15 protein-coding genes are annotated in these 18,856 nt (G+C 40.8%); 8 read left to right on the top strand and 7 right to left on the bottom strand.

Going from position 1 to position 18,856, the window contains the following annotated elements; translation table 11 throughout:
- Positions 1-51 precede the first annotated feature (51 nt).
- The 7 genes from HMPREF9455_RS04625 to porN all read left to right on the top strand — a co-directional run bounded on the left by HMPREF9455_RS04625 (position 52) and on the right by porN (position 8,675).
- Positions 52-603 (top strand): IS1096 element passenger TnpR family protein, encoded by a 552-nt coding sequence (locus HMPREF9455_RS04625; RefSeq protein WP_006798447.1) that lies wholly within the window; start codon positions 52-54, stop codon positions 601-603.
- Positions 603-1,517 (top strand): tRNA (adenosine(37)-N6)-dimethylallyltransferase MiaA, encoded by a 915-nt coding sequence (miaA, locus tag HMPREF9455_RS04630; RefSeq protein WP_006798448.1) that lies wholly within the window; start codon positions 603-605, stop codon positions 1,515-1,517. The genes HMPREF9455_RS04625 and miaA overlap by 1 nt, the downstream gene beginning before the upstream one ends.
- Positions 1,518-1,537: 20 nt before the next feature.
- Positions 1,538-2,743 carry a DUF763 domain-containing protein gene (locus HMPREF9455_RS04635; protein ID WP_006798449.1) on the top strand — a complete coding sequence of 402 codons (1,206 nt, stop codon included), beginning with the start codon at positions 1,538-1,540 and terminating at the stop codon, positions 2,741-2,743.
- Between the two features lie 101 nt (positions 2,744-2,844).
- Positions 2,845-4,536, top strand: a complete 1,692-nt coding sequence (locus HMPREF9455_RS04640) for an LIC_10190 family membrane protein (protein ID WP_006798450.1) — start codon at positions 2,845-2,847, stop codon at positions 4,534-4,536.
- 350 nt (positions 4,537-4,886) lie between these two features.
- The gene (locus HMPREF9455_RS04645; protein ID WP_006798452.1) at positions 4,887-5,840 is read left to right on the top strand and encodes a PorP/SprF family type IX secretion system membrane protein; all 954 of its coding nucleotides are present in this window, start codon (positions 4,887-4,889) and stop codon (positions 5,838-5,840) included.
- 306 nt (positions 5,841-6,146) lie between these two features.
- On the top strand, positions 6,147-7,571 hold the full coding sequence (porK, locus tag HMPREF9455_RS04650) for a T9SS ring complex lipoprotein PorK/GldK (protein WP_006798454.1): 1,425 nt from the start codon (positions 6,147-6,149) through the stop codon (positions 7,569-7,571).
- 57 nt (positions 7,572-7,628) lie between these two features.
- The gene (gene porN / locus HMPREF9455_RS04655) at positions 7,629-8,675 is read left to right on the top strand and encodes a type IX secretion system ring subunit PorN/GldN (RefSeq protein ID WP_006798455.1); all 1,047 of its coding nucleotides are present in this window, start codon (positions 7,629-7,631) and stop codon (positions 8,673-8,675) included.
- 776 nt (positions 8,676-9,451) lie between these two features.
- Here porN and HMPREF9455_RS04660 read toward each other — a convergent pair.
- Both HMPREF9455_RS04660 and HMPREF9455_RS04665 read right to left on the bottom strand, forming a co-directional pair.
- Complete coding sequence (locus HMPREF9455_RS04660; RefSeq protein WP_006798456.1) at positions 9,452-10,186, bottom strand: BT1926 family outer membrane beta-barrel protein; 735 nt, start codon at positions 10,184-10,186, stop codon at positions 9,452-9,454.
- 84 nt (positions 10,187-10,270) lie between these two features.
- A complete protein-coding gene (locus HMPREF9455_RS04665) occupies positions 10,271-12,016 on the bottom strand; it encodes a coiled-coil domain-containing protein (RefSeq protein ID WP_006798457.1) in 1,746 nt (581 codons plus the stop codon).
- Between the two features lie 251 nt (positions 12,017-12,267).
- On the opposite strand from HMPREF9455_RS04665, the gene HMPREF9455_RS04670 reads away from it, so the two are divergent.
- On the top strand, positions 12,268-12,918 hold the full coding sequence (locus HMPREF9455_RS04670) for a S24 family peptidase (RefSeq protein ID WP_006798458.1): 651 nt from the start codon (positions 12,268-12,270) through the stop codon (positions 12,916-12,918).
- Positions 12,919-12,970: 52 nt separating this feature from the next.
- On the opposite strand, the gene HMPREF9455_RS04675 is transcribed toward HMPREF9455_RS04670, so the two are convergent.
- The 5 genes from HMPREF9455_RS04675 to HMPREF9455_RS04695 form a co-directional block, all read right to left on the bottom strand.
- On the bottom strand, positions 12,971-13,906 hold the full coding sequence (locus tag HMPREF9455_RS04675) for a putative 2-dehydropantoate 2-reductase (RefSeq protein WP_006798459.1): 936 nt from the start codon (positions 13,904-13,906) through the stop codon (positions 12,971-12,973).
- Positions 13,907-13,932: 26 nt separating this feature from the next.
- Positions 13,933-14,742 carry a hypothetical protein gene (locus HMPREF9455_RS04680; protein ID WP_006798460.1) on the bottom strand — a complete coding sequence of 270 codons (810 nt, stop codon included), beginning with the start codon at positions 14,740-14,742 and terminating at the stop codon, positions 13,933-13,935.
- A gap of 247 nt (positions 14,743-14,989) precedes the next feature.
- Complete coding sequence (locus tag HMPREF9455_RS04685; RefSeq protein ID WP_006798461.1) at positions 14,990-15,745, bottom strand: succinate dehydrogenase/fumarate reductase iron-sulfur subunit; 756 nt, start codon at positions 15,743-15,745, stop codon at positions 14,990-14,992.
- A 19-nt stretch (positions 15,746-15,764) separates the two neighbouring features.
- Positions 15,765-17,738: a fumarate reductase/succinate dehydrogenase flavoprotein subunit gene (locus HMPREF9455_RS04690; RefSeq protein WP_006798462.1), complete on the bottom strand. Its 1,974-nt coding sequence runs from the start codon at positions 17,736-17,738 to the stop codon at positions 15,765-15,767.
- 44 nt (positions 17,739-17,782) lie between these two features.
- On the bottom strand, positions 17,783-18,484 hold the full coding sequence (locus tag HMPREF9455_RS04695; RefSeq protein ID WP_006798463.1) for a succinate dehydrogenase cytochrome b subunit: 702 nt from the start codon (positions 18,482-18,484) through the stop codon (positions 17,783-17,785).
- Between the last annotated feature and the right edge of the window lie 372 nt (positions 18,485-18,856).

Below are 18,856 nucleotides of genomic sequence, written 5' to 3' on the forward strand. Positions count from 1 at the left end.
TTTGTAAAAAAATTATTACTTTTGAATTAGGATTAAAAATGTCTATTTAAAATGGTATTCAGATTTTTACTTTTATCGGATGAAGTGGAAGACTTCAAACGTGAAATTCAGATAGATGCAGATGCTACATTCTTTGATCTGCACAAAGCTATTGTCAAATCGGTCGACTACAAAGAAGGTGAGATGACTTCATTTTTCATTTGCAGCGACGATTGGGAAAAAGAGCAGGAAATTACCCTTGTGGAAATGGATACAAGCCCCGAAGAAGACTCCTATACAATGGAGGCATCTATATTAAACGACTTCCTGGAAGATGAACGCCAAAAACTGATGTATGTATTCGATTATCTGACCGAACGCGCATTCTTCATGGAGTTACGCGAAATCATCACAGGAAAGAATCTCGATGAAGCCACCTGTACTAAATCTATCGGTAATCCGCCTGCACAAGTGGTTGATTTCGACACAGTAGCGGCAACATCCACCTCTCTCGATATAGGTGAGAATTTCTATGGTGACGAAGGCTATGACATGGACGAACTCGATGCCGAAGGTTTCGACGGTCTGGATAATGCCCCGCTACCGAGCGACGAGGAGTATTGATGAAACAGCTTATAGTCCTGCTTGGTCCTACCGGTGTAGGAAAAACGGCGCTTAGCCTCAATCTTGCAGAGTACTATCATTCGCCTGTCATTTCTGCCGATTCCCGGCAATTTTTCAAAGGATTGGAAATAGGTACTGCTGCACCAACGACAGAACAATTGTCGCAAGTGCGGCATTTTCTTGTTGGCATGCTCGGTATCACAGACTACTACAGCGCCAGCGAATTTGAGCGGGATGCATTGGATATAATAGCTGAGCAGCATAAGACACATGACGTACTGGTTGCCACAGGCGGCTCCATGATGTATATAGATGCATTGTGTAACGGCATAGACGATGTGCCCACAATAGACGAGGAACTAAGGAAAGAGTTATATGACCTTTACGAAAAAGGCGGATTAGAACCTATTCGTGCACAATTAAAAGCCCTCGATCCTGATTTTTACAACATAGTAGACCTCAAAAATCACAAACGGGTGATCCATGCACTGGAAGTATGCCTGATGACAGGCAAACCATATTCCTCCTTCCGTACCAATACAAAAAAGCCACGGCCATTCAATATTGTAAAGATAGGACTGATGCGCGAGCGTGAACAGCTTTACGAACGTATCAACCGACGGGTGGATGAGATGATGGGACAAGGGCTGCTCGAAGAGGCGAAGCAATACTATCCGCAACGCCAGCTCAACTCCCTTAATACGGTAGGATACAAGGAACTGTTCAAATACTTCGATGGTGAATGGACCCTTGATTTTGCTGTCGACAAAATTAAACAGAACAGCCGCATCTATTCCCGTAAGCAAATGACATGGTTTAAGCGGGATAAAGCTATACACTGGATAAATCTTTCGGAAACGGCTGAAGAAGAAGCTTTACAACAAATAATTTCTATCGCAGGTAATCATCTGTAATTTTTTCCTACCTTAGACGTATGAAACGAGGACATGCCGATTTACCCCTCCACTACGGAACTGTACCCCCCTGGCTGGCTCAGCGAATGAGTCTTTTGGGTGGAGCTATTGCCGAAGCCATCGTTGTCGAATACGGGCGTCCGGCATTGTTGCAGCGCCTTAGCGACCCGTTCTGGTTTCAGTCATTAGGATGTGTATTGGGTATGGACTGGCACTCGTCGGGTATAACCACCTCTGTGATGAATGCTCTGAAAAAGGCAATAAACAAACGTTCTGCCGAGTTGGGCGTCTACGTTTGTGGCGGACGAGGAAAATCTTCACGGCAGACGCCTGCCGAACTTATTGAGATAGCCAACAAAACAGGTTTGAACGGGGATGAACTGGTAAGAAACAGTAAATTATCGGCCAAAGTGGATAATACAGCCGTTCAGGATGGCTACCAACTATATCTGCATTCTTTTGTTGTAACCATCGATGGAGAATGGACCGTTATCCAGCAGGGCATGAACGGGAGCAACCGTATGGCACGGCGTTATCACTGGCTTTCGTCGTCACTTGAATCCTTTATGGAAGAGCCACATACTTCTGTCTGCGGAAAAAATCAAGGTTTAATACTGAACCTGACAGATAAGCTCGCTGTACCAACAAAAGAGGGGATACTGGAACTGACAAAAGAAACTCCGGATAAACTGATGAATGAGGTTTCCATCATTTTGCCGAACCATCATGACGTACGATCCGAAGATGTAAATCTGAAACGTCTGGGAGCCGCGCTTATTCTTGCCCACGAAACCAATGTATCTGATATAGAATCACTCTTGCTGCTCGAAGGTGTAGGGCCACGCACATTACAATCGCTTACTCTGGTCAGCGAAGTGATACATGGCACACCTTCACGGTTTTCCGATCCGGCACGCTTCTCTTTCGCGCACGGAGGAAAAGACGGGCATCCGTTCCCTGTTCCGACCCGGGTATATGATGAGACTATCGAAATATTCGACAAAGCTATCCATCAGGCAAAACTGGGAGATAAAGACAAATCGGAGGCGCTCAAGAACCTTTCTAAAATATCGCAGGATATGGAGAAAGGATATACCCCGAGCAACTACTTTGACGACTTGGTACAACACGAGCGGAATACTTCATACAAATATGGGGGGAAAACCGTATTCGGAGATGCCAGGAAACCAAAGGATGAAGGGACGCAGCTGAAACTGTGGGACTGACAACGGGTTTAGAAGCTGCTTAATACAGAGCGAAGTATGCTTGTTTCACGGAATAAATTCGTAATTTTGCAATCTCTTTATAAAACTTTAAAACGACCCGAATGATTGCCGCCATAGTATGCTGGTTCTTAACAACACTTGTTTTCTTCTCATTTGGAGATATTTTCATCAGCCTTTATTCGAAAGTCCTGAAAAGGAAAGAAAGCTATTCTTTCTTTGAGACATTTCTTATCGGCTTGTGTGTTACCGGGACAATAATCTGTATATCATCCATCTGGTTGCCTTCCGATATAAAGATAGCCCTTGCTCTGGGTATAATCTCTGTTTCCTATCTGATTACTGTCAGGAGAAAAGATATTGTAAGTAAAGGATGTGCAACAATCAAAAGCCTGTCGCCATTACAGATTATCTTAATTGGTTCTGCCGGATTACTATTTATGCTATTCTTTCTGGTTCCGCCTCAATTCCCTGATATATACTATTATCACATGCAAAATATATTGTGGAATGAGCAATACCATGTTGTACCCGGACTGGCAAATCTGGAAGAACGTTTCGGATTCAACAGCAACCTGTTCCTCTTATGCTCTGCATTTGGCCTGCGCCTGCTATTCGGAGAATTCGTCTTTGGTATAAATGCGCTATGCATGGCATTTATGATGATATATATTGTAAGGCAGGCAAACCAGCGTCAATTATTCCTTACGGCGCTATTCATCACGGTATTTATTCCATTCTTTATGGAATACAAGACGCATATAGGCTGTTCTTCTGCCGATTTGCTGCCTAATTTACTAATTGTATACCTGTTGTTTACGCTTTTGACAGACCAGCAAAACCTCAGGAAGAAAAGTATCCTGTTCTGGCTGATACCGATATTCTGCATCACGCTGAAAGTATCCACTGTATTTATATGCCTCGTATCACTGTATCTTCTTATCCTGCTTATCAAAGAGAAAGATTATAAAGCCACTGCGTTTATCTGTATTATTGCCCTGATAGTCGTTGCCCCGTGGCTGGTACGCAATGTTATCATATCAGGCTACCTGATACACCCCTACCCTGCTGTCGACTTATTCACCTTCGACTGGAAGCTACCTGTCGAATATTCCATAGAATCGAAGCGGTATATCGAATCTTTTGCCATCAGTTACGATGCCATGTACAATTCCAGTGATTATATTCTGGATATGCCCTTGGCGGTAAAAGTCCAGAAATGGCTGGGTGAAAGGCATCCCCTGGACATTTGTATCGCAGGTGCAGGGCTGATATCTCCATTGCTGATGCTCGGTGCGTTATTCAGGAAGAAAGGATTTGTAAAAGATTATTCTACGCTACTGCTTGTATGGGTTATAGGGCTGATGGGCTTTTTATTCTGGCTGGTAATGGCTCCGGCTGTAAGATTCGGGTATGGATTTATAACTATCATATTTTCCATCCCTGTATATCTGCTGTTCAAAGATTTGAAAAACCCGGTCAGGATTCTATCAGCCAATGTATTGCTGATAGCTACAATAGCCTATTTCGGAGTATTATCTGTTCGTTACTTCCTTATTGTAAAAGAACCTTACGTTTCTTATACAGAGATACTCTATAAGCCACAGAGCATACAGACCCGTCTTGACAAATATCCCGTAAAAATGGAAGTATTCAATCTGAACAACACAGACTTCTATAAACCCCTTGATGGTGGTTGCTACGATCATGCTTTACCATGCAGCAATAATTATATAAAGAATCTGGAGATGAGAGGTAAAACTTTGCAGGAAGGTTTCAGGGAAAAGAAGAATTAAGAAACTGTTTAAATTTTAGTCAATGAAGCATTTTGAATCTAAAACGGCTCTTATCTTGTCAGAAATTTTATCGTTTAGCCCGCTAAACTCAAAAATTTTGACTTCGAAATAGCTCATTTTATCCTTCAAAATCATATTCTTGAAAAATTTAAACAGATTCTAAAAGTATCGAAGACTGAACTATGCAATTTATCAGGTGTTTAACCGTTAGTAAGTTACAGATAGAATTTGAAGATTCTTTGTCGAATCGGAAAGAACGATTGTTGTTATAAATACGAAAATAATAAATAGGTCTGCGACCTTAAATAAATTATCGTTACTTTGCATACCATAATCCACTAAGTTTGTGAATGAGGTTTAAATATATCATATTATCCGTCTTGTTTTTTGTCTTTGGTTTCAGTACTGTTTACGGACAGTGGGATGCCCAGATAAGCCAGTACTGGCGGATGAAAAACTTCTACAATCCTGCCTTTATCGGCGAAACGGGCAATATTGAAAGCTCTATGCTTCACCGTCGCCAGTGGGTAGGTATGACCAATGCCCCCGTTACTTCTGTAGTATCACTGAATATGCCCTTCAATTTCCTTGGTAAAGAGCATGGCATTGGAGCTATAGTCACAAACGAAAAAGCGGGACTATTTTCTAACACATATTTTCTCGGACAATATGCTTATAAGTTTAAGTTTAAGAATAATAAGGTATTGCATATAGGATTACAGGGCGGCCTGCTCAATGTGAATTTCGATGCTGCCGGCATACGCATTCCCTCCAGCGACTATCACACCCCGGGTGACCAGGACCCGGCATACCCTTCCGCTGCGGGAAGTAAAATCATTGATGCAGGATTGGGAGTAGCGTGGATTACACCCGACTACTATGTAGGATTCTCGGCTACCCACCTTTGGGAACCGAAGTTCGACCTGAACGACAACAGTTCGGCATTCGTAGGCCGTGCTTATTATTTGATGGGCGGATACAATATAAAGCTGAATAATCCGTTGATAGAATTGCAGCCTTCTGCTTTCTTTAAATCTGATGCTGTGACCTATCAGTTTGATATTACGGCAAAAATTGAATATAATAAGCTGTTCAATGGAGGAATATCTTGGAGAAAAGACGAAGGTTTTGTATTTTTGTTGGGCGTAAAAATAAGGAACATAGACGCAGGCTATTCATACGACTTATTGACATCGGATGTGTCGACAGTCAGTCATGGAAGCCATGAGTTGTTTATACGCTACAGTATTCCGTTACAAAAGAAACGGGAAGTAAAAGCGAGCAAAAGTATAAGGATATTATAAAAGTTATAAGTTATGAATCAGGGCAAACGCATCAAATTGTTCAACTTCTATCGAAGGCCTGTAGGGGCGTATTGCATACGCCCGCATAACAAAATATCACAACCGGGCGTATACAATACGCCCCTACAGGAGGCTGAAAACAGTTTTATGAATTTTGATGCGTTTGCCCTGGTTATGAATTGCTATCATTACAACACAACTTGTTTATTTGTATCTTGCAGATTAAAAAATATATTTTACAAAATTACGACAAACTATTAAAATCAAGCCTAAAAAATAAGTAGCCGAAGGCTAACATACATATATATGAAACAACTGTTTTTTGTAACTATAGCTTCACTTGTATTACTGGTTTCCTGCGGAAGGTCGACAGGTGGTTCAGGAATTGGCGGTGAAGTAACGGGCGAAAAAGGCTCATCATGGGCCGAACCGTCACCTTACGGTATGGTACTGGTATCGAGAGGTTCGATAGAAATGGGCCCGGCCGAAAACGATTCCCTATGGGATATAAAGGCTAATCCGAAAGGTGTATCCGTCGATAACTTCTGGATGGATGAAACCGAGGTGACTAACTCCAAGTATCGCCAGTTTGTATATTGGGTACGGGATTCTATTATCCGCGAACGTCTGGCCGACCCCGCTTTCGGTGGAGATGAAACATTTAAAATAACAGAAGACCGCTACGGAGAACCTGTAAAACCTTATCTGGACTGGAAAAAGCCAATCCCCAAAAGACCTTTGGAAGAGGAAGAGCGTGCCATCAACAGTGTAACTACCATTCACCCGATCACAGGAAAGAGAGGTTTGGACCCTACCCAGATGAATTTCAAATATGAATGGTTTGACTATACGGAAGCTGCCAAACGCAGAAACAGGCTGAATCCGCAAGACCGGATATTAAATACGGACATAGCAGTGGACCCGAACCAGGTGGTAATGATTTCGAAAGACACAGCATATATAAATGAAGAAGGCGTTCCGGTGAACGAAACAATCGTCCGCCCTTTGAGTTCGCTTTTCGACTTTGTCCACACCAAGATTGTAAATATATATCCTGACACAACAGTCTGGGTGAATGACTTCAATAATGCCTACAACGAACCTTATATGAGGATGTATTTTTCCCATCCGGGCTACAACGACTATCCCGTAGTAGGCGTTTCGTGGGAACAAGCCTCTGCTTTTGCCGAATGGCGTACAATGTTTTACCGTATGGGACAGCCAAAGAATGCCCGTCCGATAGAGAATTTCCGCTTACCTACCGAAGGTGAATGGGAGTTTGCCGCACGAAACGGGCGTAGCGAGAATAAATATCCGTGGGACAGGGAAGGTACAATGGACGAAAAAGCCTGCTTCATGGCTAACTTCAAACCGGGGGAAGGAAACTATACCAAAGACGGAAACCTGATACCTTCGCGTGTAGCATCTTATATTCCAAACCGATTTGGCATATACGACATGGCCGGAAATGTATCGGAATGGACATCAACATCCTATACAGAGTCAGGCACAGAACTGATGAATGATATGAATCCACAATACAAATACGACGCAGCTAAAGAAGACCCTTATGCTGTAAAGAAAAAAGTCGTAAAAGGCGGTTCGTGGAAAGACATAGGACGCAACATCAGAGGAGATCTGAGAGAAGGTGAATTCCAGAACCAACCACGCTCTTACATCGGCTTCAGATGTGTAAGGACACAAATAGGCTTTGCAAAATCAAAGAAATGAAGATATTAATTAAGAATTAATAATTAATAATGGCGTAAGCGACTTGTAACTAAAATAATGAAAAGAATATTCCATATAACAACAATACTGCTCTGTATCCTCAGCCTGACCAATATAATGCAGGCACAGAACCAGCAGGAATCGCTTCGTGACAGACTGGCCCGAAAACAGCAGCAAGAACAAGGAGCGCAAGGTCAGAACAATGGCCCTAAGGTTCCTCAATTATCCGTTCGTGCCGAAATGATGAACGAAAATCAGACACAGGATCTGGCAAATGCCACATGGATACGCGAAGTATACCGATTTCTGGACCTGACCAAAGGAAAAAATGCAGCATTACTATATCCGGTACAACCCGTAGGACAGAAAATGAACCTGTACACAATGATTTTTAAACTGATGGCTAACGGAAGCCTTATCGGATACGACTGGAATCAGGGACAGGATTTATTTACGGACAACCTCATTATAGATTTCGGCGATGTGCTCAACCGGCTTGAAATCCCATATCAGAAAAACGGCAACGTCTATACATTCGACGAGTTTAGCATTCCCAGCAACGAAGCCCTAGGCTATTATATAAAAGAAGCCTGGTATTTCGATCAGTCGAATTCAGTATTGGGAGTGAAAACAGTGGCCATATGCCCGGTCTTGTTCCGCCAACGTTATTTTGGTGACGATGACCTCGACACATCTGTATCGGCTACAGGTTCCCGTGAACCGCAATTCTGGATACCATACGAATATGTAAGGCCATATGCAGCGCGTATGCCGATTATGACTTCCGACCTGAATAATGTAATGAATAAAACCATCGACGATTATTTCAGGCTCAGGCTATACGAAGGGGAGATATACAAGACGACCAATATGGAGAATAAGTTCCTGCAAGAGAAATTTACTACTCCGGAGGCATTGAAACATGCACAAGACAGCATCGAAACCCAACTGAAAGATTTCGACAAAGGCCTATGGGTTATCAATGACTCGATAAAAGCCGCAGGGGATATGAATCCGAAGAAAACAAAAGTCTCAAAGGCCAGCAAACCGAAATCATCATCTTCTTCATCTAATGCAACCTATTCAGCACGCGACAGAAGATAAAAGGTTCTGACTAAATAAAAAATATAAGTAAGCAGCGGTCATTAGATTGCTGCTTTTTTGTTACTCTTCCACTAAAACTTTATCTATAGAATATCGCTGATGGATTTTTTCATCAGGAAATAGTTCTTTGACATAATTAATTAGCATATTTGTAAATTAGCATATTAGCAAATGTTTTAAACTAAAAGTGAAGAGTGAAAAGTGAAAATATTTTTCGTTCTTCGTTTTTCATTTTTCGTTAAAAACATTCGCACATCGGCAAATTGATTAATCGGCACATTGATTTCTGTTACCTTTGTTACCTTTTCTTTTGCACCTTACTTAGCGTCTTTGCGAGAAAATATTGTTAACTGCTGACTGTTCACTGCTAACTGATATATATGTTACCTTTGTTACCTTTTGGAAAAAGTTACATGTCACTCCGCCCTACGGGCAGTTATGAGTTACGAGGGAAAAAATTAGATCCACTAACCGTTAGTTCTTAATTCTTAATTCTTAATTTTTCATTCTTAATTTTTAAATGCTTTCTCTGTTACCTTTGTTACTTTTTCACTAAATATCGTTGAGAATATGAAATTAGAATAAGGATCAGTAGTGAGAGAAACTGCAAATCTGAACTTACAGAATTATTAATTTTTCATTTTTAATTATTAATTAGTTTCTGTTACTTTTGTTACTTTTTCATATCTGTAACCATATAAAAAACAAGGGAGGCTTTCCTCACGGAAAACCTCCTCTCTCACATTAATTATCTTAACTAATTAGTAACAGATCATTTAAAATCTGATTCCTAATTTTATCATCGGTTGTGATAAGATTGAAAAAGAGTGACTATCTGATGATAGCAATCCCAGTCCCGCTTGAGGACGGATGCTGTAAGTTGAATACTGATAAGCCACCGGACGAATATCGAATCCTAAGAATAAAGCAGAATTCATAAAATAGTCCGCACCTACAACCGGAGCTACCTTCAAGGCAAAAGCTTCACCGACACTTGCACCCAGATAGTCTTCACTATCTTCGGCATTTGCAGATACACGGCCATAAGCGTAACCGAATTCACCTCCTACACGCAGATGCAATTGATCCCATTTCGTTTTGAAATAATGATCCGCACCTACTGTTACCGAGAATTGGATATTGTCTCTGCCAGGTACAGCATTATAGGTAGGAATATCACCGGCTTCTGAGCCAGTACCGGTAACTTCATTATAAGCCGGATTGTGGCTGAAATTAAATCCTCCCGTCAATTTTAGCGCCCACTTATCCGACACAAACCATCTGCCTTCTATATCCAGTATCGGATTCTTATCGAACCATGCCGATGTAGATGCCGACAACGTATAGGCCGGATTGTTGGGAGCCGGAGCGTCTGTCCCGATATATGACCCGACTCCAAAGTTGACCGAAACCATCCAGTCGCCTTTTTTCGGAGCCACGTCACTTGAGTTTTGAGCAAAAGCCGAAAAAGCAAAGGACAGGAGCATTGTTAAACATAATATTTTCTTCATTTTAGCTTCTGTTTTTTATCAGAATGAGTTGAGGAAGGAATATTGTTTCCTCAACTCATTACCGAATAGGTTTACTTTTCGTAATTACTTGGTTCTTGCGTCAACTATAGCTTTTGCAGCATCGGCTTGTTTCTGAGCTACGCCCAGTTCGACTGTAAGTTTAGCGATTTCAGCTTCCAACTCTGAGATATCAAGTTTCAGGAGAGCGATATCAACAGTTTTGTTTTCTTTAATTTCATTAATATCCCTGTTCAATTGTGCAATATAGTTGGTGTTATCAATGTTGGTATCTTCAAGATATTCGATCTGGCCTTTTATGTAATCAATGCTAGCCGAAGTAGTGTAACCTTCACTATAATATATATTGCTCAACTGATACATCTCACTTTCCAATGCGCTGATTTCGGCTTGCAGGTCGCTATAAGCATCCTGAGCGTCCTGCTTTGCGGTAAGCGCTGTGTAATAAGCTGTTTCCAAAGTACGCGGCGCATTCGAATCATTGTTATAAGCAGCTATAGCTGTCTCCAGGTCTGCAATACCAGATTTCGCGTCAGCGATGTATTCTTTATAATACACGATTGAGCTTTGGTAGCTATCCAAATCGCTCTGGGCATCTGTATATTTTGTATAAGCAACACCTCGTGCTGTATAAGCTGCTGTAACAGCTGCATCCGCGGCATCTTTTTGATCCTGGGTAGAAGCCACATTAGCATAAACGGCATCTCTGTCAGCTTCAGCTTTAACCACAGCCTGTTGAGCTGCCAGGTAAGCATTGTAAAGGCTTTCTATATTTTTCTCTGCTTCATTATATTTAGTTTCCATTTCCAGCAGAGACTTCTCCATATTGGCTAGATAAGTCTTCTCGTCAGTCAACCTGTTTTTCAATTCGCCTACAGTATAGTACCCTACCAACTGTATCTGCTTGTCATAATCATAAGATAACCACGTTTTCACTGTATTGAGATCTCTGAAATCCATAACCTCTTGATATGCGGCTTCAGACGCATCGGTAGCAGCCTGCAAGGCTTTATGGGAAACTACAGACTTGTTATAGACAAGATCATCCCTTTGTTTTTTCAATTCGGCAATCTCAGCTTCGATATCAGCTCCGCCTTTAGCCAGAAGGACATTCCAGTTTGCAATTTCAATCTTGTTTGCTTCAATAGCCTCTGTAACAGACGCAATCTGTTCGTTTTTGTATTTAATCTGGGTTGCTGCGGCCTCCTCTTTTGAAGCAGTCTTGTCTGCCAGCAAGGCATTCATCTTAGTCAAAGTTAGATTCTTCTCAGCTATCTGCGTTTTTTTCGCATTTACCTGACCGATAAAATTACTGTACTTGCCGATAGCGTCTACCAATACCGGATCGTCATTTTTCAACATTTCCAGTTGGTTCTGTAAGTTGAGGAGCTCTATTTCTGCCTGGAGCTTCATTTGCGCCAATTGGTATTCAGCAGCCTTTACAGCAACATCAGCCTGCGCTTTCGCTTGTCTTGCAGCTTCTTTTGCCAGTTCTATCTCGGCAGCCCATTTTTCTTTATCGGCCTCTGTTTGCGCGGCCTTATACGCAGCCTCCGCTTCTGTTAATTTAGCTTGTGCTTTTGCAGCTTCGGCCTGCGCATTTTTCAATGCAGCTTCGGCCGTTGCAGCTATTTTGGCAGCTTCAGCCTGTGCTGTGGCAAGAGCAGCCTCTGCTTTCAACTGGTCTGCCTTAGCTCCACGCAGATTCGTTACACTTTGCGACTCGGAGTCATCAACGCATGATGTTGTAGAAAATACAATCCCTGCGCACGCTATTGCCAATACAGGAATATAAAACTTAAGTTTTTTCATAATAAAAAAGCTAGTTGTTAATAAATTAGTTGTTTATCAATTCAGTTATTTATGTGATTGTATATGTTGTTTTTAAATATTAAAATATATCAAAAAGACATGTTTCTACGATAATTATCTAACTTTACTTGTTTATATATTCTGTAGATAAATAAACAATATCTACCATTGCAATATTTGATTGCAAATATACAATTTTATATTGTATATAAAAGTTTTTTTGATATTATTTTAAAATTTGTAAAAGGAAAATGAACAACAACTGGGATAGACTTGTAAAAGTCATAGAATCGACTAATCTCTCTATCAATAAATTTGCAACGTCAATAGGTCTGAAAAGATCTGAAAACTTGTACCGCATAAAAAAAGGCAAGAATTCAATAAGCAAGGATCTGGCAGAACAAATTACAACAAAGTATTGCAACATAAGTAAAGCCTGGTTACTTACCGGGGAAGGAACGATGTATATCAACGAATCTGAAGAAAACAGGAAATCTTCATCTAAAAAGAAAATACCATTCTATGATTCTATAATAATGGACTCGGATGCACAGACCGAAATCACTCTTCCCGAACCATTATATTACATAGAGGTGCCATCACTAGCTAATTGTGATCTTGCAGCACTCTTTGTCGGAGAATCAATGAAGCCGGAGATACCATCGGGATCAATAGTTGCACTGAAAGAAATAAATCTGCATCTGATACTCCCGGGAGAAATGTACCTGATCGTAACTGATAAATACACAACAATTAAATATCTAAGAACTGTAAATGAGAATAACGCTCTGTTGCGGCTTATTCCACGTAATACCGAATATTATGATGAAATGCTTCTGGATAAATCTCTTATACGCCGCTTGTTTTTAGTTAAGGGTGTAATTTCTACAAAAGTGTTATAAACTTATACAAATAGAGAAAAGGCTGATTTCCAACCGTCAGCCACTCCATATCCTATTTATCACAGAATAAATACTGTGCTTCTACAAACTGTAATTGACTTCTCAACATAGTGATCCGCGTCATTTTATAACCCACACTCTGAGCCTTGGAAATAGGACGCGAATATATATACTCTATCTCCATAGGCCTCCGATTATCAAAGTCCAGTTTCATACTGGGAGAGTATGGTGTCATATGCCGTGTCATCTCCAATATGTCCCTTGCATAACTTTCGGGTATAGAAAACCTGCCCCGGCCAACAGAATTAGCTCCATGCACAACTTCGAGCATAATGCTGTAAAGTAAATCTACCATAACCGGATCACTCATTAAATTAGCTGTGGTGCAATTCATGACAACTGTCATACCATTATAAGGGATATTCCAGATCAACTTCATCCAGCGGGCTTTCTCCAGTTCGAGCACCTGTGTTCTTACACCAGATTGTATGAGATCATTACATACCTGTTCTAATATTTCGGGATTGGTACACGAATAGGAGCCAATGTTGAGATGCCCCTCATCGAAATGCCCTATGCGCCCTTCTCCTATTTTACTGGAACAGATAAAAGCAAGTCCTCCGGCAATGTTCAGTCCCGGAAAATCTTTTTGTAAATCGGCTTCCAGTCCCAAGCCGTTCTGAATAAGTATAACTACCGTATCTTTATGTAGCAGAGGTGGCAAAAGTTCTTTTAGTAACTTATTATTTGTTGTTTTTAAGGCAACAAGTACGACATCGCATTTCGGCATATCCGATGTTGAATTATATGCGTGTACCGACTTCAAGTAAAAATCCCCATGAACGGAATCTACTTTCAGACCATTCCGTTTTACATACTCATAGTCGGAATGAAGCAAGAAGTGAACTTCCTGTCCCGAATTAGCTAATTTACCACCATAATAACCACCTATGGCCCCGGTACCTACTACTGCGTATTTAAGTGACATATTTATTTTTATTTTTTTCATAAGGATTATGCAACGCCGTTAACAGACATATTAAACAATTCTTTCTTAGTAAGATTAATATAGACTGACCAAAAATTACTACCCCCATCATCTACATGAATAATACCCTCATTTAAATGTTTTGTATTTATTACACTTAGTATATCACTATCTTTCTTTAGAAAGTTTATCCAAATTATTACCTCCTGATTATAATTATTAATAAAGCCTACATATTGTCTCATATATTTATCCAGATTGTCAGCGATAACCGGTTCTGATAATTCCGGCTGATTTGTCCGGATATAATCGATATTTTCTTCCAGTATATGTTCGGCTAGTATAATGTCTCTATCAGGCAGGGTATATCGTGTATATGCGGTAGTAAGCAGATTTACTTCACAATCTTTACTGATTTTTCCCCCATGAAAAACTTTCACTCTGCCGTTCTTGTCAGTTCCCTTTATATAGTTTGTATCAAGTAAGATTTTATAGCCCAACGCACTTGTTTTTACCTCGGTAGGTTTGCCATACCTGCGGGGTGCTCCCGAAAATCCGATTATTATTTCATTTCCTTCGGAAAAAATATTTGTATTAAACCTTATTTCTGTAATATTTTCGGCAATACACAATGTGTCGCTTACTTTTTCCGATTCGGCTATAACTATATCAGGTACTTCGGCAAAAGCAGTAGACCTGCCCAGCCATTTCACTGTCATATCATCGTTTACTATTTCTTTGATAGTGGTTGGTTCTATACTAAATGGATTGCAGGATGACATTAAAATTGCCAAAACAGAGATAACAACGAAGTATAAAAAGAATATTTCTCTCATGCTATATATAATTATAATTCACTTTTGTCAACTAGATACAGTAAAAGGTAACGAACAATCTATATGCCAATTAAAAAACTTGATAAATGACTTTTTAAACATTTTTGTTCATATCATTTTTCTACTTTTTATCCATTATGCATTACTACCTTCTCAAAAATAGTATAGATAAAGTTTCCCGTCAAATATACAAAACAAAAAGCGACTATCTTCTGATAGCCGCTTTCAATTCTATAATCAAAACTTACTAGTCTTTAAATTTTGCTTTCAGGAACTCGCGGTTCATACGGGCAATATTTGCAATAGATACGTTCTTCGGACATTGTACTTCACAAGCCTGTGTATTTGTACAGTTACCGAAGCCAAGTTCGTCCATTTTGCTAACCATTGCTTTCGCACGGCGTGCTGCTTCTACACGTCCCTGTGGAAGAAGTGCCAACTGGCTTACTTTAGCCGATACAAACAACATAGCCGATCCGTTCTTACATGCAGCAACACATGCTCCACAACCGATACATGATGCCGCATCCATAGCTTCGTCAGCATCTGTCTTAGGAATAGGTATTGCATTAGCATCAGGTATACCTCCGGTATTTACACTAACATAACCTCCTGCCTGCATGATTTTATCGAAAGCAGTACGGTCCACCATTAAGTCGCGGATAACAGGGAAACCTGCCGAACGCCAAGGCTCAACTGTAATGGTTTCGCCATCCTTAAACTTACGCATATGCAGCTGGCATGTTGTAATATCTTCGTCCGGCCCATGAGGATGTCCGTTTATATAAAGGCTGCACATACCACAGATACCTTCGCGGCAGTCGTGGTCGAACACGACAGGCTCTTTGCCTTCGTTGATTAAGTTTTCATTTAAAATATCCAGCATCTCAAGAAAAGAACTTTCTGTAGAAATGCCTTTTAATGGATATGTCTCAAAAGCCCCTTTTTCTTGAGGACCTCTCTGACGCCAAACTTTTAATGTTATATTGATTAATTTTTCCATCGTTTTTCTGAGTTACAAGTTACGCTTTATAGTTTCTTTGTTGTCTAACTACAAATTCATAGTCGAGAGGTTCCTTCACAAGCTCAGGAGCTTGCTCTTCACCTTCATATTTCCAGCAGGCAACATAAGAATAATGTTCATCATCACGCATAGCCTCACCTTCCGGTGTCTGGTATTCTTCACGGAAGTGGCCTCCACAAGACTCATTACGATTCAATCCATCATATGCCATCAATAAGCCTATCTCGATAAAGTCTGCTAAACGCAATGCTTTTTCAAGCTCTGTATTCAGGCTGGTAGCTTCACCCGGTATGCGTACATTTGACCAGAATTCTTTTTTCACAGCTTTCAATTTCTCAATTGCTGCTTCCAAAGATTCCTTTGTACGGCCCATGCCTACAAAATCCCACATGATAAGTCCCAGTTCTTTATGAATAGAGTCGACAGAACGCTGTCCTTTGATATTCATCAGCTTGGCAACCTTTTCTTTAATCTCGTTTTCTGTCTTCGCAAATTCAGGCAGATCGGTGCTGAAGCGAGGAACAGAAATCTGGTCGGCCAGATAATTCTGGATTGTATATGGTAATACGAAATATCCGTCTGCAAGTCCCTGCATCAGAGCAGATGCCCCCAATCGGTTAGCTCCATGGTCAGAGAAGTTAGCTTCACCAAGCGCAAACAAACCTTTGATCGAAGTCATCAACTCATAGTCTACCCAGATACCACCCATTGTGTAGTGGATAGCCGGATAAATCATCATCGGTGTTTCGTATGGATTTTCGTCTACAATTTTGTCGTACATCTGGAACAGGTTACCATACTTGGCTTCAACCACGTCTCTTCCAAGACGGTTGATAGCATCAGAGAAATCAAGATAAACGGCAAGGCCTGTAGAACCTACACCAAAGCCGGCATCACATCTCTCTTTAGCTGCACGTGACGCAACGTCACGAGGCACAAGATTACCGAAGGCAGGATAGCGTCTTTCCAGATAATAATCCCTGTCTTCTTCTTTCAACTGAGTCGGTTTCAGTTTGCCTGCACGGATAGCTTCAGCATCCTCTTTCTTTTTAGGAACCCAGATACGGCCATCGTTACGAAGCGATTCTGACATCAGAGTCAGTTTAGACTGGAATTCACCGTGAACAGGAATACATGTCGGGTGAATCTGAGCGAAACAAGGATTCGCAAAGTAAGCGCCTTTCTTATAAGCCTGAATAGCCGCAGAACCGTTCGAGCCCATTGCATTGGTAGAAAGGAAGAATGTATTACCATATCCACCGGTAGCAATAACGACCGCATGTGCTGCGAAACGCTCAAGTTTACCTGTAACAAGGTTGCGGGCAATAATACCACGCGCACGCTCTTCTCCGTCTTTGTCTTTGACAAGAACAACATCGAGCATCTCATAGCGGGTATATAGTTTCACGCTACCTTTGTGTACCTGACGGCTCAATGCAGAGTATGCACCCAGCAACAGCTGTTGTCCGGTCTGTCCTTTAGCGTAAAATGTACGCGACACCTGTGCACCACCGAACGAACGGTTGTCAAGCAAGCCTCCGTATTCGCGGGCAAAAGGAACTCCCTGAGCCACACACTGGTCGATGATACTGTTTGCAACCTCGGCAAGGCGGTAAACATTTGCTTCGCGGGCACGGTAGTCACCACCTTTGATAGTATCGTAGAAAAGACGGTAAACCGAGTCACCATCATTTTGATAATTCTTTGCAGCATTAATACCTCCCTGTGCTGCGATCGAGTGCGCACGGCGGGGAGAATCCTGAATACAGAAGTTAAGCACATTGAAGCCCATTTCTCCAAGAGAAGCGGCTGCCGATGCTCCTGCAAGGCCTGTACCTACTACAATAATGTCGAGGCGACGTTTGTTAGCAGGATTCACCAATTTCTGGTGTGCCTTATAGTTGGTCCATTTTTCTGCCAATGGCCCTTCAGGTATTTTTGAATCTTTTTTTGGATCTAGTATATTACTCATATCTGTTTTTCTTTTAATCTTTAACAAAAATAATCAGTGCCTACTTAACAAAACGGACAAAGTAAATGTCTTGCATAAAAGTAGATGGTTACAAAAGCAAATGCCAGACAAATAATAGTGGCAAGTACCTGACTGATCACTTTCCAGCGATTCATCCAAACCAGATTGTTCCAACCGATAGTTTGAACTGCACTCCAAAATCCGTGAGATAAGTGGAACCACAATGCAACATACCAAACAAGATATGCGACCACAACCCAAGTCTGGCTGAAATAATACTTGATAAAAGCGGCTCCATCCTGAGGAGAAACCATTTCGCCACCAAGTGCCACTTCGTGATGTCCCATCAGTTCGGTAAACATCATCTTATACCAGAACTGGCTAAAGTGAAGCACCATGAAACCAATGACAATCACACCCAGTACAAACATGTTTTGTGATGCCCACTCCACATGTTTAGGACGCACGTTTACTGCATAAGCATCACCTCCGCGGGCCTTACGGTTTTGTAAAGTCAGAATAAGAGCGTAGATGAAGTGGATGGCAACAAGTGCACCCAAAGCAGCAGTTCCCGCCACAGCATACCAATTAGCTCCTAATAAAGCACAGATGGTATTGTAGGCATCCTCCGAAAATACAGCCGTCACGTTCATCGAAGCGTGAAACAGCAAAAACAAGATAAGAGCGATACCAGTGATACTCATTATCAACTTCTTACCAATAGAAGATTTAAGTAACCAACTCATAAATTAAAATTGTTTTTAGTTATTTAGAATAGTTAAATTTTTAGCTGATAGTGATAGAAAATAACCATATGCAATTGCTTTTTTCTATTGTCATGCAAAAATAGATTAAATAAAGGGATTTTCAAAAGAAATGGAATGCGTTTTTGATTAAAAAGTAAAATGATTTGTTAATCCGTGAACATATTTTCCGGTATATTCTATTTTGTTCACAGCGAGGAACTACAGTAATAATCATAATGTAAATTTTGAGTGGAAATAGTAACAGAAAGTAATTAATAATGAAGAATGAAAAATCAATAATTCCTCTAAGTTCAGATTTGCTTTTTATCCCACGACTGACCCTTTATTCTAAATTCATATTCTCAACTATAT

Origin of the sequence: Dysgonomonas gadei ATCC BAA-286 (genome assembly GCF_000213555.1) — a bacterium.
Lineage (GTDB): Bacteria > Bacteroidota > Bacteroidia > Bacteroidales > Dysgonomonadaceae > Dysgonomonas > Dysgonomonas gadei.

Coding starts and splice junctions, on each gene's coding strand:
- HMPREF9455_RS04625 (WP_006798447.1), top strand. CDS start 52: ATGGTATTCAGATTTTTACTTTTATCGGATGAAGTGGAAGACTTCAAA.
- miaA (WP_006798448.1), top strand. CDS start 603: ATGAAACAGCTTATAGTCCTGCTTGGTCCTACCGGTGTAGGAAAAACG.
- HMPREF9455_RS04635 (WP_006798449.1), top strand. CDS start 1,538: ATGAAACGAGGACATGCCGATTTACCCCTCCACTACGGAACTGTACCC.
- HMPREF9455_RS04640 (WP_006798450.1), top strand. CDS start 2,845: ATGATTGCCGCCATAGTATGCTGGTTCTTAACAACACTTGTTTTCTTC.
- HMPREF9455_RS04645 (WP_006798452.1), top strand. CDS start 4,887: ATGAGGTTTAAATATATCATATTATCCGTCTTGTTTTTTGTCTTTGGT.
- porK (WP_006798454.1), top strand. CDS start 6,147: ATGAAACAACTGTTTTTTGTAACTATAGCTTCACTTGTATTACTGGTT.
- porN (WP_006798455.1), top strand. CDS start 7,629: ATGAAAAGAATATTCCATATAACAACAATACTGCTCTGTATCCTCAGC.
- HMPREF9455_RS04660 (WP_006798456.1), bottom strand. CDS start 10,186: ATGAAGAAAATATTATGTTTAACAATGCTCCTGTCCTTTGCTTTTTCG.
- HMPREF9455_RS04665 (WP_006798457.1), bottom strand. CDS start 12,016: ATGAAAAAACTTAAGTTTTATATTCCTGTATTGGCAATAGCGTGCGCA.
- HMPREF9455_RS04670 (WP_006798458.1), top strand. CDS start 12,268: ATGAACAACAACTGGGATAGACTTGTAAAAGTCATAGAATCGACTAAT.
- HMPREF9455_RS04675 (WP_006798459.1), bottom strand. CDS start 13,906: ATGTCACTTAAATACGCAGTAGTAGGTACCGGGGCCATAGGTGGTTAT.
- HMPREF9455_RS04680 (WP_006798460.1), bottom strand. CDS start 14,742: ATGAGAGAAATATTCTTTTTATACTTCGTTGTTATCTCTGTTTTGGCA.
- HMPREF9455_RS04685 (WP_006798461.1), bottom strand. CDS start 15,745: ATGGAAAAATTAATCAATATAACATTAAAAGTTTGGCGTCAGAGAGGT.
- HMPREF9455_RS04690 (WP_006798462.1), bottom strand. CDS start 17,738: ATGAGTAATATACTAGATCCAAAAAAAGATTCAAAAATACCTGAAGGG.
- HMPREF9455_RS04695 (WP_006798463.1), bottom strand. CDS start 18,484: ATGAGTTGGTTACTTAAATCTTCTATTGGTAAGAAGTTGATAATGAGT.